Source organism: Pseudomonas sp. COR18, from assembly GCF_048568395.1.
In the GTDB taxonomy this organism is placed as follows: Bacteria; Pseudomonadota; Gammaproteobacteria; order Pseudomonadales; family Pseudomonadaceae; genus Aquipseudomonas; species Aquipseudomonas fuscovaginae_B.
In genome coordinates this window covers 6174679-6188925 of sequence record NZ_CP183808.1, presented here as the reverse complement: position 1 = coordinate 6188925, position 14247 = coordinate 6174679, and the positions used below count along the sequence as shown (strand labels likewise).

Annotated in this window: 12 protein-coding genes; 10 read left to right on the top strand and 2 right to left on the bottom strand. The window is 65.5% G+C overall.

Going from position 1 to position 14247, the window contains the following annotated elements; translation table 11 throughout:
* Window positions 1-9: 9 nt before the first annotated feature.
* Together ACM62G_RS27860 and idi are read right to left on the bottom strand one after the other, a co-directional pair.
* Window positions 10-945: a polyprenyl synthetase family protein gene (locus tag ACM62G_RS27860; RefSeq protein WP_419736108.1), complete on the bottom strand. Its 936-nt coding sequence runs from the start codon at window positions 943-945 to the stop codon at window positions 10-12.
* A gap of 12 nt (window positions 946-957) precedes the next feature.
* The gene (gene idi / locus ACM62G_RS27855) at window positions 958-1524 is read right to left on the bottom strand and encodes an isopentenyl-diphosphate Delta-isomerase (RefSeq protein ID WP_419736107.1); all 567 of its coding nucleotides are present in this window, start codon (window positions 1522-1524) and stop codon (window positions 958-960) included.
* Between the two features lie 290 nt (window positions 1525-1814).
* Here idi and ACM62G_RS27850 point away from each other — a divergent pair, with 290 nt between their 5' ends.
* The 10 genes from ACM62G_RS27850 to ACM62G_RS27805 all read left to right on the top strand — a co-directional run bounded on the left by ACM62G_RS27850 (window position 1815) and on the right by ACM62G_RS27805 (window position 14241).
* Window positions 1815-2975 (top strand): DUF3142 domain-containing protein, encoded by a 1161-nt coding sequence (locus ACM62G_RS27850; protein WP_419736106.1) that lies wholly within the window; start codon window positions 1815-1817, stop codon window positions 2973-2975.
* Complete coding sequence (locus tag ACM62G_RS27845) at window positions 2962-5109, top strand: hypothetical protein (RefSeq protein ID WP_419736105.1); 2148 nt, start codon at window positions 2962-2964, stop codon at window positions 5107-5109. Before ACM62G_RS27850 ends, ACM62G_RS27845 begins: the two co-directional genes overlap by 14 nt.
* Window positions 5110-5190: 81 nt before the next feature.
* A complete protein-coding gene (locus ACM62G_RS27840; protein WP_054056753.1) occupies window positions 5191-5424 on the top strand; it encodes a DUF465 domain-containing protein in 234 nt (77 codons plus the stop codon).
* 64 nt (window positions 5425-5488) lie between these two features.
* Window positions 5489-6472: a purine-nucleoside phosphorylase gene (locus ACM62G_RS27835; RefSeq protein WP_419736104.1), complete on the top strand. Its 984-nt coding sequence runs from the start codon at window positions 5489-5491 to the stop codon at window positions 6470-6472.
* A gap of 229 nt (window positions 6473-6701) precedes the next feature.
* Entirely contained in the window at window positions 6702-7613 is a 912-nt protein-coding gene (locus ACM62G_RS27830) for a site-specific integrase (protein WP_419737571.1), read from the top strand.
* A 35-nt stretch (window positions 7614-7648) separates the two neighbouring features.
* A complete protein-coding gene (locus tag ACM62G_RS27825) occupies window positions 7649-8374 on the top strand; it encodes an alpha/beta hydrolase (protein ID WP_419736103.1) in 726 nt (241 codons plus the stop codon).
* 154 nt (window positions 8375-8528) lie between these two features.
* Entirely contained in the window at window positions 8529-10013 is a 1485-nt protein-coding gene (locus ACM62G_RS27820; protein ID WP_419736102.1) for a PAS domain S-box protein, read from the top strand.
* A gap of 140 nt (window positions 10014-10153) precedes the next feature.
* Window positions 10154-10384: a DUF1652 domain-containing protein gene (locus ACM62G_RS27815; RefSeq protein ID WP_054056722.1), complete on the top strand. Its 231-nt coding sequence runs from the start codon at window positions 10154-10156 to the stop codon at window positions 10382-10384.
* A 183-nt stretch (window positions 10385-10567) separates the two neighbouring features.
* The gene (locus ACM62G_RS27810; RefSeq protein ID WP_419736101.1) at window positions 10568-11875 is read left to right on the top strand and encodes a chloride channel protein; all 1308 of its coding nucleotides are present in this window, start codon (window positions 10568-10570) and stop codon (window positions 11873-11875) included.
* 191 nt (window positions 11876-12066) lie between these two features.
* Entirely contained in the window at window positions 12067-14241 is a 2175-nt protein-coding gene (locus ACM62G_RS27805) for a TonB-dependent receptor (RefSeq protein ID WP_273822825.1), read from the top strand.
* The last annotated feature ends 6 nt before the right edge of the window (window positions 14242-14247 follow it).

Here is a 14247-nt window from a genome sequence, read left to right as displayed (position 1 = left end):
CTCCACCGCTCAGCGCTGGCGGTCGATGGCCTGGTCGGCCAGGGCCCGCAGGCAGTCTGCGCGGCTGTCGAAGCGGGCCAGGGCGGCATGGGCCTGCTGCTTCAGTTGCCGGGCCAGGGCCTGCGAGGCGGCCAGGCCGATGAGCGAGACGTAGGTCGAGCGGGCATCGCGGACGTCCTTGCCCGCCGTCTTGCCCAGCGTTGCCGAGTCCTGAGTGACATCCAGCACGTCGTCGACCACCTGCAGGCCCAGGCCGATGGCGGTCGCATAGCGCTCCAGCGCCTCGACCTCGGCCCGCAGCGGGCGGCCGCACAACGCGCCCATGCGCACGGCGGCCCTGATCAGCGCGCCGGTCTTGCGCTGCTGCAAACGCTCCAAGGTGTCGAGGTCCATCGGCATTGCCGGCGGCTGCAGGTCCAGCATCTGCCCGCCGCACATACCCAGCGAGCCGGTGGCCTGGGCCAGTTCCGCTACCAGGCGCAGTCGGCGGGCGCTGGGCAGCGGGGCGTGCTGCAAGGTCAGGAAGGCCTGGGTGAGCAGGGCCGTGCCGGTGAGAATGGCGGTGGCTTCGTCGAACCGGACATGGACGGTCGGCTGCCCGTGGCGCAACGGGTCATCGTCCATGGCCGGCAGGTCGTCGTGGACCAGCGAGCTGACATGCACCATTTCCAGGGCGGCACTCACCACGTCGAGGGCCTGCGGATCTGCGCCTACCACCAGGCCGCTGGCCTGGCACAGCAGCGGACGCAGACGCTTGCCCGGGTTCAGCAGGGCATGGCGCATGGCCTCGTGCAGGCGTGAGGGCACGGTGTGCGCCGGGGGCAGTTGCGCATCGAGCCGTTGTTCGAGGCGTGCCAGTACGGCGCGGCGCCAGTCATCAAGGGGGCGGCAGGCTTTTTCATTGGGCAGGCCGCCCGCCACCGCGCAGTGCGTGTCTGTGTTCATGCTCCGGTCCTCTCAGCGTAACGAATGAGGGGAGAGGGGCGCGGTGAGGGCGACTTCGTACCAGAAACGCAGGGTCGATAGCGGGTAGATCTCGAAGATCCGGCGTAGCCATACCGTGTACTGCTGCGGCGCGGCCGCGATGTGCCCGGGGATCTCGGCCAGCGGCAGCCAGTTCCAGGCCATGGCTTCGTCGGGGTTGGCCAGCGGGGGGATATCGCTGAGGCCGACGAACAGGTGATCGAATTCGTGCTCGATCAACTGGTTCGAGACCTGTTCCCGGTAGAGCAGCGAGGCCACTTCGCGCAGCGGGCAGCTCAGGCCCATTTCCTCGAACAGCCGCCGTTGCGCGGCGGCCCGGGTCTGCTCGCCCGGGCGCGGGTGTCCGCAGCAGGTGTTGCTCCACAATCCCTGGGAGTGATACTTGCCCATGGCCCGCTGCTGCATCAGCAAGCGGCCATGTTCATCAAAGATGAAGATCGAGAAGGCCCGGTGCCGCAGGCCCTGTTGATGGATGAACAGCTTTTGCGCACTGCCGGTCTCGCAATCATCCTCATCGACCAGGATGAGGGTTTCCTCCATGACTCGGACTCCGCTGTGTCGTTGTCACTGGGCAAAACGGCTGACCAGACTTCGGTTGAGGGCATTGACTCAAGATTATGAGAAAGACTAGATCGCGTTTTTCCAGACGCAAGTGAACCATCGTCATTCGGCCCTGCCATCTGTCGTCCATTTCCCAGCCGGCTGCTTCAGCCTGCGCGTGCCGGCGGCCACCGCGTTGAGGTAATATCGTCCCTCGAAACGGCGCTCGCATGCGCCCGACAAAGGATTGTATGCCCGCCACATTTCTTCGCCGCTTGTGTTCATGCCTGATGCTGGGGCTGCTTGCCGGCTGCCAGCCCGACCCGGCAACGCCTCTCGACCAGCAACTGTATGTCTGGCAGCGCCAGTGGCGGCCCGCCCATGAGCAGGCCCTGGCCGAGAGCCGGGCGGATTTCTCGACCCTGCGGGTGCTGGCGTTGCAGGCACAGCCTGGTGCAGGGTGGAGCCGGGCGCTGGTCGATCTGCCGCGGCTCGAGGCGGATGGCCGGCCACTGATCGCAGTGGTGCGCCTGGACGGTCAACTGCCGGCACTGGACCTGGAGGGGGCGCGCGTGCAGATCGGGCAGATGCTGACCGACTGGCAGGCCGCCGGCGTCAAGCTGACCGGGCTGGAAATCGACCATGACAGCGCCAGTGCCCGCTTGTCGGGCTATACCGACTTCCTGCTGAAATTGCGCGGGCAATTGCCCTCCGGCTTGAAACTGAGTATCACCGCCTTGCCCGCTTGGCTCGACAGCCCGCAACTGCCCGGGTTGTTGCAGGTCGTGGACAGCAGCGTGTTGCAGGTTCACGCCGTGAGCCATCCACGGCTGGGCCTGTTCGACCCGGTTCAGGCCCGCCAATGGGCCGAACGCTGGAGCCGCATCAGCGAAAAGCCGTTCTATCTCGCCTTGCCCGCCTATGGGGTGGCGCTGCTGCCGGACAGCGGCGGTGCGCCGCTGGTGGAGGGTGAAGCACCGTTGAACCGTGGCGGCGAGCGCCGTGAGCTGCTGGCCGATCCGCAGCAACTGGCGCAACTGAGCCGGCAACTGCGGGACAAACCACCGGCGCACCTGGCCGGGCTGATCTGGTTCCGCCTGCCCTTGCCGGGCGACCGCCGGGCCTGGAGCCTGACCACCCTGGCTGCGGTGGCCCGGGGCGATGCGTTGTCCGCCCGGTGGCAGGTCGAACTGTCGTCCAAGGGCGGACTCTATGACATCAGCCTCGCCAACGTCGGCAACCTCGACCAGCCGCTGCCCGAACGGGTGGAACTGAGCGCCGAACACTGCGATGGCGCCGATGGGCTCAATGGCTACAGCTTGCAGGCATCACCGCAACATCTCGTCTTCAGCCGCCAGTCCAGCGTCCGTATCGCCGCTGGCGGCCGGCGTGCCCTGGGTTGGGCGCGCTGTATCCGTATCGATCAAGGAGCGTGGCATGTCTACCCGTAACTGGCCCCGGCACCTGTTGTGCCTGTCCCTCAGCCTGCCGCTCGGTTCGGCACTGGCCTGCGGCCCGGACTTTCCGCTGCGATTGCTGGACGACCGGGCGCAGACACTGGCCGACCTGCCGGAAACCAACTTTGCCTTCGAAGTGAACCGTCTCGGCCAGGCGGTCGCCGGCCTCAAGCCCGCCACCGAGGCGACCCTGAGGATGTACTGGTACAGCGATGACAATACCAACGCCTACCGCGAGCAGCGCGACAAGGTCGAGGCCAGCGAACTGCCGGAAAATCTGCGGGCCAGGGTCGCCCAGTTGCGCACCCTGCAGGATCCGCAGCAGGTGGAGGCCCAGGGGGCCGATCTGCCCGATGAGTTGCGCCTGTATATTGCCGGTGCGGTGGCCTTTGATGCTGGCAGCCACGCCCTGGCGGCGGAGTATTTCCGCAAGGTGCTGGCGCTGCCCGCCGAACAGCGCAAGCTGCGCAGCACCTGGGCAGCCTATTCCCTGGGACGGGCGCTGGTGGCGCTGAGCGCCGAGGCCGGCGACGATCCGCAACAGACGCCGGCCGCCTTGCAGGCCCAGGCACGGCTGGCCTTTCAGCAGGCTCGCGAGTTCAGTGCCGGCGACTTCAGCGATCCGCTGGAACTGGGAATCGCCAGCCTGGGCGAGGAGGCCCGCCTGGCCAAGCTCAAGGGCAACTGGGAGGATGCGATCCAGCTGTATGCCAGCCAGAGCCGCCTGGGTTCGGCCAGTGGCTATGCCTCGCTCAGGCTGGTCGCCGCCGAACTGGTGGCGCTGCCCGATGAGCCGTTGAAGGAACAATTGACCCATCCGACGGTGCAGAAGCTGTTCACCGCCTACCTGTTGAGCCGTGTTGGCTGGTTCTTCGACGAACAGCCGGAACAGGAGCAACGCTTGACCCAACTGCTGCTCGCCAGTGTCGGCGACAGCCTGGAGAACGCCGACCGGCTGGCGGCGCTGAGTTACCAGAAGGGGAATTTCGCCGCCGCCAAGGGCTATCTCGAACATGCCGGTGATGGCGGCCTGGCCTGGTGGCTGCGGGCCAAGCTGGCCCTGCGTGACGGCGACAAGGTCCAGGCTGCGGCGGCCTATGCCAAGGCCGCGGCAGCGTTCCCCAAGGACGAGGTCTGGGGCTCGCGACGCACGCCGGACTGGGCCTACGAAACGGTCCAGCCCGGCTGCCGGGTCGAAGGCGAAAGCGCGATCCTGGCCCTGGACCGTGGCGATTACCTGCAGGCGTTCGACCAGCTCTATCGCAGCCAGGACATCTATTGGCCGGACGCGGCGACCGTGGCCGAGCGGGTGCTGACCCTCGATGAGCTGAAAGGTTATGTCGATGCCCATGTGACGGCGCCGCCGCCGGCCACCCAGCAAGACAAGGATAACTACGTACGCCGCCCGGTGGCGGCGCAGTTGCGCGAATTGCTCGGGCGCCGGCTGTTGCGCGAGGGCCGTTACGATGAGGCCCCGGCGTACTTCGACAGCCCTGAACTGCAGGCCGCCGCCCAGGCCTATGGCCAGGACCGCAAGGACGGCGCTTCGCGCTGGACCGCCACCGGCCGTGCCGAGGCGCTGTATGCCGCGGCGAAGCTGGCGCGCCAGTCGGGAATGGAAATCCTCGGCTATGAAATGTCGCCGGACTACCGCTGGCTGGGAGGCAGCTACAGCCTGGGCACCGTCGAAGTGCAGGCGGGGCCGTTCCTGGAGGAGGCGGAAGTCAAGCGCCAGCAGGGTGCGCAGGCCAAGCCCAACCAGCGTTATCACTATCGTTATGTGGCTGCCGACCTGGCCAGCCGGGCGGCCGACCAGTTGCCCCACAGCAGCCAGGCGTTTGCCGCGGTACTGTGCAAGGCCGCCGGCTGGGTTGCCGGTAGCGATCAGGAAATCTCGCTGTACCAGCGTTATGTCGAACAGGGTCCCTATGTCAGCTGGGCCGGGAATTTCGGCCAGCAGTGCCAGGAGCCGCGGTTCGACCAGGCCAATCGGCGCTACCTGACCCAACCGCTCAACGCCATGCGTTCGGCGTTGCGCACCTACAAGGGGCTGGTGCTGGCGGGTGCGGCGGCGTTGCTGGGTGGTCTTGGCTGGCTGTGGATTCGCCGTCGCAAGGCAAAGCAGTGAGGCAATCGGCGTCCGGGCATGCTATTGATAGGCGGTAACTCCCTGAACAGCCATCGGTTTCAAGATTTACGAGGTGACGATATGCCAGTTAAGCACGACTTGTTCGCAGATTTGCATTTGACCCGGGAGCAGGTCACGGAACGCAGGGCCCAGGACAGCAAGCTCAACCACCTGCTCGACGAGTACGACGAGATCGACAAGCAGGTGCTGGCAGCCGAGGCGGCGCTGGCAGAGGATGACGACGTGAGGAAGCTCAAGGAAAAACGGCTGCTGGTGAAGGACCGGATCGTCCGCCAGCTCGAACTGCCGCACTGATTCGGCGAGCCGCTTGAGCCGCGCTGCGGGCACCGGAGCCCGCAGCCCCCTGAATGGAGTTTTCATGTCCTCGACAATGTCATCCACGGCCGAGCTGCCGATCACGCCGAAAGTCGTGCTGATCAGCATGTTCGCGCCCGAAGCGCAAAGCTGGATCGAGCGCCTGGCGTTCAACCAGGAAATACCGCTGCCGGGATTGAGTGCCGACTACCCGAACATTCTCTGCAACGACCAGGGCGTCTGCCTGCTGGTGACCGGCATGGGCCAGACCAATGCGACGGCCTCGACCCTGGCGCTGGCCCTGTCGAACCGTTTCGACCTGCGCCAGACCTATTTCCTGATCGTCGGCATTGCCGGCATCAACCCGCACCGGGGTACTCTCGGTACCGCGGCCTGGGCCCGCTACCTGGTGGACTTCGGTACCCAGTGGGGGCTCGACTCGCGGGATGCGCCGCCGCACTGGCCGAGCGGCTACATCGGTATCAACACCCGCGGGCCGGACGAAAAGCCGCCGCTGGACTATCGCACCGAAGTCTTCGAGCTCAATGCGCGGTTGCAGGCCAAGGCGTATGCCTTGACCCGCCATGTCGTCCTGAGCGAAAGCGCCGAGTCGGCGCTCTGGCGGACGAAGTATCCCCATGCGCCGGCCAACCAGCCGCCGCAGGTGATCTGTGGCGATACCGCTTCGAGTTGTACCTGGTTTTCCGGTACGCGCCTGGGCGAGCGGGCAGAGGTGTGGACCCGGTTGCTGACCGACGGCGAGGGGGTCTACTGCACCACCCAGCAGGAAGACAACTCCACCTATGAAGCGCTGTCGCGGGCGGCCAGGGCCGGCCTGCTGGACATCGGGCGCCTGGCGGTGCTGCGCGCCGGCTCGAACTTCGACCGGCCGTATCCCGGCTACAGCGATGCCGACAACCTGCTCGACTATGCCCGGCAGGGTGGCTTCGCCCCGGCGCTGGAGAACCTCTACCGGGTGGGTAGCACCCTGGTGCAGGAGATCGTCGGCCATTGGTCCGAATGGGAGCAGGGCGTTCCCGAGTCCTGAGCCGGTTTCTGGCGCGCCTGTGCCGGCCCTTTCCGCGGGCGAGCCCGCTGCCACCGTCGCCTCGGCTTTGTGTATCAGCAGGAGCCCGCGAAAGGGCCGGTCGACCCATCACTTCACCCCAATCAGCATCCGCTACTGTATAACCATCCAGTCGCGGTATAGTGGCGACCTCACCCCCGTTCGAGTGCAGGTCTTGTCTTCTCCACCGCCGATCAACGCACCCACCGCTCTGGCCCGGACGCTTGCGCCGGTCACGCTGTACCTGGCCCGCCTGGCGCCCTCCAGCCGCCAGACCATGCGCTACGTGCTGCAGGATGCCGCCGATCGCCTGGGTCTGGAGGACACGCCGGTCGACGAGATCGCCTGGCACCAGTTGCAACCGGCCCATCTCACCGCGCTGGTGGCCGCCCTGCGGGCAGACGGCTTCGCGCCCAATACCTCGTCGCTCTACGTCAACGCCATCCGCGGCGTGATGAACCAGGCCTGGCAACAGGACCTGATCACCCCCGAGCAACTGATGAAAATCCGCGCGGTCAAGGCCGCCGGCGGCTCGCGTCTGAGCCCCGGGCGAAACCTGCGCCGCACGCTGATCCGTGACCTGATGGACGTCTGCGCCGCCGACCCGCGGCCCCAGGGCCTGCGCGATGCCGCCATCATCGCGATCCTCTACGGCACCGGCATGCGCAAGTCCGAATCGGTGGATATCGAACTGCACCAGGTCAACGCCGCCGAGCGCAGCCTGCGGGTGATCGGCAAGGGCAACCGTGAACTGATCAAGTTCGCCCCGGCCTGGGCCTTCGACAAGCTCGACGCCTGGTTGCGTTTTCGTCGCGAGCAACTGCCCGCGGGTGTGGCCGACGACAGCTTCCTGTTCAACCGGATTCGTCGCGGCCACCACATCACCCGCGAACGGCTGACCAAGCACGCGATCTACTACATCGCCAAGCAACGCGGCCGGCAGGTGGGTGTCGAGATCATGCCCCATGACTTCCGGCGTTCCTTTATCACCCGGGTGATCGAAGAGTACGATGTGTCGATTGCCCAGAAGCTGGCGCACCACGCCAATATCGCCACCACGGCCGGCTACGACATGCGCGACGACAACGAGCGGCGCAATGTCACCGATCGCTTCCTGCTCTGAACACCTTATCGCCCGCTTACCCGAAAGGATCGACCATGTTCAAACCCCTGGCCTTCGCACTGCTGCTGACCTGTTCCCTGGCCCAGGCAGCCGAACCCGAGCTGCTGGCCGACATGCCACTGACCTACCTGGAACAGGCCGAGCCCGATACCCGCGACCAGCCGCTGGTGATCTTCCTCCATGGCTATGGCAGCAACGAGGACGACCTGTTCGGCATCCGCGAGAGCCTGCCGGACAACTACACCGTGTTGTCGGTGCGTGGCCGGCTGGAACTGAGTTCGGGTGGCTACCAGTGGTTCCACAAGCGTACCGATGCGGCGCAGTACGATGGCAACAGCGATGACCTGAAGCTGAGCGCCGAGGCGCTGACCGACTTCATCCAGCGGGTCACCGAGAAGTATCACACCCGGCCGGAGAAGGTCTTTCTGGTCGGCTTCAGCCAGGGCGCGATGATGACCTACGAGGTGGCGCTGCGGCATCCCGAGGTGCTGCACGGCATCGCGGCGCTGAGCGGACGGCTGTTGCCGGTGGTGCGCACCCAGGCCAGGACGCCGGCGAACTACCGCAACCTGAGCGTGTTCATCGGGCATGGGACGGCGGATCCGCAGGTTCCCTACGCCGGAGCGACCGATGCGCTGACGTACCTCAAGAGCCTGTCCATCGAGCCGCAGTTTCATTCATACCCCGGTGTGGTACATACCATCAGCGCCACCGAGGTCATCGACCTGGCGAACTGGATCGCCGCGTCGCTCAAGCCCTGACACCGATCTTGTCGACAAGCCCGGCTCCTACAGGTGATGGGGTTCTGCGCCTGGCCTATATTTTTCAGGCACTTGCGCACCTCGCGGGGGTCAGATGTTGCAACGGCCGGCTTGAACGCCGGCCCTTGCGCCATCAGACACCTCGGGAGAAACAATGAGCCAAGATGTCCTCGCCACCGAAACCAACCGCCGCCAACTGCAACAGATCATCGCCGGCCTGTCCGACGGAGTGATCCTGATCGAAGTCGACCAGGGCATTCTCTGGGCCAACGAGGCTGCCCTGGCCATGCATGGTGTCAGCGAGGTCGGCGAACTGGGGGCGAATGCCGAGCAGTATCGCGAGCGCTTTACCCTGCGTTACCGCAATCACCACCCCCTGAGTGCCGACAGCTACCCGATCGCCCGGGTCGCCAATGGCGAAACCTTCAGCGACCTGGTGGTCGAGGTCACCGCCCATGCCGACCCGGAGCGTACCCGGGTGCACCATATCCGCAGCATGATCCTCACCGACCGCGCCGGTGAACCGGAATCCCTGGTGCTGATCATCAGCGACGCCACGGAGCTCGCCAGTGCCGAGCAGCGCTTCGAGAAGGCCTTTGGTGCCAACCCGGCACCGGCAGTGATCTGCCGGCTCAGCGACCTGCGCTACATCAAGGTCAACCAGGGCTTCCTCGAAATGACCGGCTACAGCCGCGACCAGGTGATCGGTCGCTCGGTCTACGAGCTCGATGTACTGGAGGACGCCGAGCGCCGCGAGCTGGCGATCCAGCGGTTGGGGGAGGGGGCGACCATTCCGCAGATGCAGGCCGAGCTGAAGCTGGCCGAAGGCGGCAGCAAGCTGGTGATCGTGGCCGGCCAGCCGCTGGACATCAACGAGCAGGACTGCATGCTGTTCACCTTCATGGACCTGGAACCGCGCCGCCGTGCCGAAACCGCCTTGCGCCAGAGTGAGGAGCGTTTCGCCAAGGCCTTTCGTTTGGCGCCGGCGCCGACCCTGCTCTGTGGCGTTGCCAGTCGCCAACTGCTGGACGTCAACGAGGCGCTGCTCGGTACCACTGGCTACCAGGCGCAGGAGTTGCTGGGCATGCGGCTCGACGAGGTCGGCCTGTTCGAGGACGGCAAACTCTGCGAACAGGTGTTCGCCGCCCTGGCCAAGGCCGGTCGCCTGGAGAGCCTGGACCTGCGCATCCGGCGCAAGGACGGCGAACTGATCGACTGTGCGTTGTCCGCTGACAGTGTGCAGATCCAGGACGAACACTGTTACCTGCTGGTGCTGATGAATATCACCGAACGCAAGCGCTCCGAGCTGGAACTGGTGGCGGCGATCGAGGCGGCGATGCAGGACACGTCCTGGTTCAGCCAGAAACTGATCGAGAAGCTGGCGACGGTGAAGAACGTCAACGCCCGCAAGCTGCCGGGCCTGTCCTTCGCCGACCTGACGCCGCGTGAACGCGATGTGCTGGAACTGATCTGCGAAGGCCTGGCCGACAAGGAAATCGCCGCGCGGCTGAAGCTGGCGCCCAATACCGTGCGCAATCACGTGGCGACGGTGTACTCCAAGCTCGACGTGCACAGCCGCAGTGAGGCGATTGTCTGGGCCCGTGAGCGTGGCCTGTTCGGCACCCGTTCGCAGGACTGATAGTGCAAATGCACCAGTGCCATTAGTTCATATTCGGGTTTCCTGCGCCGGTCTGGCGTCCCAGCATGGAGGCATGGCGGTCGGGCCTGTTGCCCGGCTCGCAGCCAACCTGCTCAAGGATATCGCCGGTGTTTTCTTTAATGGATCTACGAGCGCTGCTCGAACAGGGCTTTGCGCCGCTGGCCTGTGACTGTGTGCTGGGCGATGCTTCGTTGAGCGTGCGGGTCTATGACCGCGAGAGCGGGCGTGTCGACCTGATGGTCGCGGGGATTGCCCTGGGTGGTTTGCGCCAGCGGGAGGATGCCGTGCGCCTGCTCAAGGAATTGCAGGATGAGCTGGCCTTCAATGCATTGCGACGTGCGCAGAGCTAGGGCATGCATCAGGCGTGGCCCCATGGAGAGAAACGGGGTGCTGTCAGCCCTGTTTGTCCGTTTGCAGCAACGCCTGCCAGGCTTTCCTGAACCCTGCCTGACTCGATCCCATCCGAGGATTTGCAGGCCCGTCCCCACGCTACATACTGACCTGCGGGTGTATTGGACGGTGCGGGGATTGCAATGGCTTTGGCGCAACAGGGACTACAGCAGCAGGGCGTACGCCCACAGACCCGTTCAGGCATGCGGCAACGGCTGATCCTCGGCTGCGTGGTGATCCTCACCGGCATCGGTGCCGGCCTGGGTGGCATGCTGCTGGCGATGCTGTTGCACGCCATCCAGCACCTCGCCTATGGCTACGGCCAGGACAGCCTGAGCAGTCACGAAAGCTTCCTGGTCGGCGTCAGCAGTGCCTCGCCCGAGCGCCGGGTGCTGGTGCTCGCCCTCTGTGGCCTGGTCGCCGGCCTGGGCTGGTGGCTGCTCTATCGTTTCGGCCGGCCATTGGTGAGCGTCAAGAAAGCCGTGGCGCCGGGTGCCGCCGAGATGCCGGGCAAAACCACCCTGGCCCATGCCTTGCTGCAGATCGTCACCGTCGCCCTGGGTTCCCCTCTGGGCCGCGAAGTCGCGCCCCGCGAGGTCGGTGCCCTGGTGGGCACCTGGCTGTCGCACAAGGCCGGCCTGTCGCCCGAAACCCGGCGGCTGATGATCGCCTGTGGCGCGGGCGCCGGATTGGCGGCGGTGTACAACGTGCCGCTGGGCGGGGCCATCTTCGTGCTGGAAGTGCTGGTCGGCAGCTTCAGTTGGCCGGCGGCGATCATGGCTTTGGCGACTTCGGCGATCGGCGCCTGTGTCGCCTGGATCGGCCTGGGTGCCGAGGTGCAGTACGTGGTGCCGGCCTTGCCGTTGAGTCCCGGCCTGCTGGCCTGGGCGTTGCTCGCCGGCCCGCTGTTCGGGCTGGCCGCCCATGGTTTCGTGCGCCTCACTGGGCAGGCACGGACCCACGCGGCGCGGGGTTGGCAACTGCCGCTGTTGTCGTTGCTCAACTTCACCCTGATCGGTTGTGTTGCCGTCTACCTGCCGCAGATCCTCGGCAACGGTAAGGGGCCCGCGCAACTGGGCTTCGACAGCGAGCTGACGATCGGCCTGGCGGCGTTGCTGCTGGTGGTCAAGGTGTTGATCACCAGCAGCAGCCTGCGTGCCGGTGCCGAAGGCGGTCTGCTGACGCCGGGGCTGGCCATCGGCGCGTTGCTGGCGATCATTCTCGGCGGGCTGTGGAGCCTGGCCTGGCCGGGCGTTCCGCTGGGTGCCTTTGCCATCGTCGGCGCCGCGGCGTTCCTCGCGTCCTCCATGAGCATGCCGCTCACCGCCATTGTCCTGGTGGTCGAGTTCACCCGCATCGACCATGACTTCCTGGTGCCGATCATTCTCGCGGTGGTCGGTTCGGTGTGCGTGAGCCGGCTGTGCGCCAGCCTGGCCGAGGCGAAGTGCTGAACCATCTCCCCCGTCTCCACTGATTCTCCCCTCATTTTCCTTCAGATGTTTCGCGCACGGTGTTGCATCCGTGTCATCCGTGGGCGTTATTATTTACATGTTCAGTGTATTGACTATTCGTTCAGTCAATAAATATTATTGCATCTCATTCTTAAAAAGCATGCTCAGCGGTTCAGGGAGAGGACGGGTCAATGTGGCAATCGTTTAAGGGTAGGGCAGCGCTGGGCCTGGTCTATGGCGCCATGTTGAGCCCGGGGCTGAGCGTGTCTTCGGCGATTGCCGAGGAGGGCGGTGGGCCCACCCTCGAGTTGCAGAACATTACGGTTACCGCCCGCAAGCGTGAGGAAACCGAACTGCAGGTCCCGGTCAGCATGAACGTGATCACCCCGGAACAGGCCCGGCAGAACATTGCCCCGGCGTCGAGCAACGCCGACCTGGCGCGTCAGGTGCCCAACTTCAACTACATGGAATCCGGTGGCCAGTACAGCAACTCCGGCAATATCCGTGGGGTCGGCTCGTTTTCTCCGTTGTCGGCCGACGACACCTCCATCGTGTTCAACGTCGACGAAGTGCCGGTTTCCGCCTACGGGGTACCGCCGGCGCTGCTGGACATCGAGCGGGTCGAGGTGTTGCGGGGCCCGCAAGGCACCCTGTACGGGCGCAACACCCAGGGCGGGGCGATCAATGTGGTACCCAATCGGCCGTCATTCGAACATGAAGGCTCGGTGCGGGTGGAAGGGGGCAGCCGGGGCTACGCCCTGGGCGAACTGATCAGCAACGAGGCCCTGGGCGACAACGTCGCCGGGCGCCTGGCCTTGCGCTACAGCGAGCAGGGCGGCGACATCTCCAACCGCGCCGCCGGCGGCAAGGACGGTGCCTCGCAGATCAGCGCGATGCGCGGTTCGCTGCTGTTCCTGCCCAACGACGACACCCAGGCGCTGCTGACGTTCTCCTACAACCGCAATGACGACGATGCGCCGCGCTTCATTCTTCGCAGCGGGCGAACGCCGGACAGCGGGCTGAACCCGCGCAACGATTTCAGCCGGGAGAGTTCGGCGGTCAACCTGCGGGTCACCCACGACCTGGGCTGGGCGCAACTGACCTCGCTGTCGAGCGTCCAGTATTCGACCTTCGACCAGCGCATGGACATGATCGACAGCGTGCTCTACTCGGCGCTGACCGGCAGCCCGCAAGCGGTGTTCGACGGCGATGCCGACCGTTATCGCGGTACCTTGCGTGATATCGCCTACATGCAGGAGTTTCGCCTCGCGTCCCTGGAAGACAGCTACGTGCAGTGGGTCACCGGGATCAACCTCTGGCACTCGCAGTTCACCGCCCATACCGACGGCGAAGCCTTTACCCAGCCGCGCTTTGCGGTGTTCAGCGGCCAGCAGAAGAACGATTTCAGCACCGACAGCTACTCGCTGTTCGGCGAGGCGACGGTGCCCCTGGCCGAGCGCCTGAAAGCGACCCTCGGCCTGCGTGGCACCCACGAAAGCAAGGACGCGACCTATCGCTACAGCGGCGGTGACCTGGGCACTGTCAGCCAGTACCACCAGAACGCCTCGATGTCGGACAATTTCCTCACCGGGCGCGGCAGCCTCAGCTACGACTGGTCCGACAGCCTGATGACCTACGTCAGCGTGGGGCGCGGCGTGGTCGGTGCCGACTATCCGTGGAACTCTTCCAATACCCCGTTCGGTCGCGACGAGCAGTCTTTCGATGCGTCGAAGAGTTGGAGCTACGAGCTGGGCTTCAAGAGCCTGTGGTGGGATGACCGGATCGCCCTCAATGGCGCGGTGTTCTACAACGACGTCAAGGACGGCCACCTCTATGTCTACAACGGCGTCAACTACCAGCCGGTGACCGTCGACTACGACTCGGTCGGCGCCGAGCTGGAATCCCGGCTCAAGTTGACCGAGCGCCTGAGTGTGAACGCCGGTGTGGGCTACACCCATGCCGAGCTGAAGAATGTCGACGCCACGGTCACCGCGCTGACCCGCGGTGCCCGTGACGGCAACCAGGTGCCCAACGTGCCGGAGTACTCCGCCAACCTGGGGCTCGACTACCGGGTGCCGGCCGAGCAGTGGGGCGTGCCGATCAGCGGCGAGTTCTACGGCCATGTCGATTACCACTACCTCGACAAGCGCGCGGCGGACGTCGCCAATACCTTCAATCTCGGTTCCTACGACCTGACCAACGCCCGCCTGGGCTGGCAGAACAAGGACTATGGCGTCTACCTGTTCGGCAACAACCTGTTCGACCGGCGCTACGAGGCCATGGGGGCCTACTACAGCGCCTCGGTCCAGGCGGTGAAGATCGGTAGCGGCCGGGTCGTCGGCGTCGGCCTGACGGCGAACTTCTGAGGGCGC

Excerpts from the sequence above, each read along its gene's own strand:
- ACM62G_RS27860 (WP_419736108.1), bottom strand. The coding sequence starts at position 945 with ATGAACACAGACACGCACTGCGCGGTGGCGGGCGGCCTGCCCAATGAA.
- idi (WP_419736107.1), bottom strand. The coding sequence starts at position 1,524 with ATGGAGGAAACCCTCATCCTGGTCGATGAGGATGATTGCGAGACCGGC.
- ACM62G_RS27850 (WP_419736106.1), top strand. The coding sequence starts at position 1,815 with ATGCTGGGGCTGCTTGCCGGCTGCCAGCCCGACCCGGCAACGCCTCTC.
- ACM62G_RS27845 (WP_419736105.1), top strand. The coding sequence starts at position 2,962 with ATGTCTACCCGTAACTGGCCCCGGCACCTGTTGTGCCTGTCCCTCAGC.
- ACM62G_RS27840 (WP_054056753.1), top strand. The coding sequence starts at position 5,191 with ATGCCAGTTAAGCACGACTTGTTCGCAGATTTGCATTTGACCCGGGAG.
- ACM62G_RS27835 (WP_419736104.1), top strand. The coding sequence starts at position 5,489 with ATGTCCTCGACAATGTCATCCACGGCCGAGCTGCCGATCACGCCGAAA.
- ACM62G_RS27825 (WP_419736103.1), top strand. The coding sequence starts at position 7,649 with ATGTTCAAACCCCTGGCCTTCGCACTGCTGCTGACCTGTTCCCTGGCC.
- ACM62G_RS27820 (WP_419736102.1), top strand. The coding sequence starts at position 8,529 with ATGAGCCAAGATGTCCTCGCCACCGAAACCAACCGCCGCCAACTGCAA.
- ACM62G_RS27815 (WP_054056722.1), top strand. The coding sequence starts at position 10,154 with ATGGATCTACGAGCGCTGCTCGAACAGGGCTTTGCGCCGCTGGCCTGT.
- ACM62G_RS27810 (WP_419736101.1), top strand. The coding sequence starts at position 10,568 with ATGGCTTTGGCGCAACAGGGACTACAGCAGCAGGGCGTACGCCCACAG.
- ACM62G_RS27805 (WP_273822825.1), top strand. The coding sequence starts at position 12,067 with ATGTGGCAATCGTTTAAGGGTAGGGCAGCGCTGGGCCTGGTCTATGGC.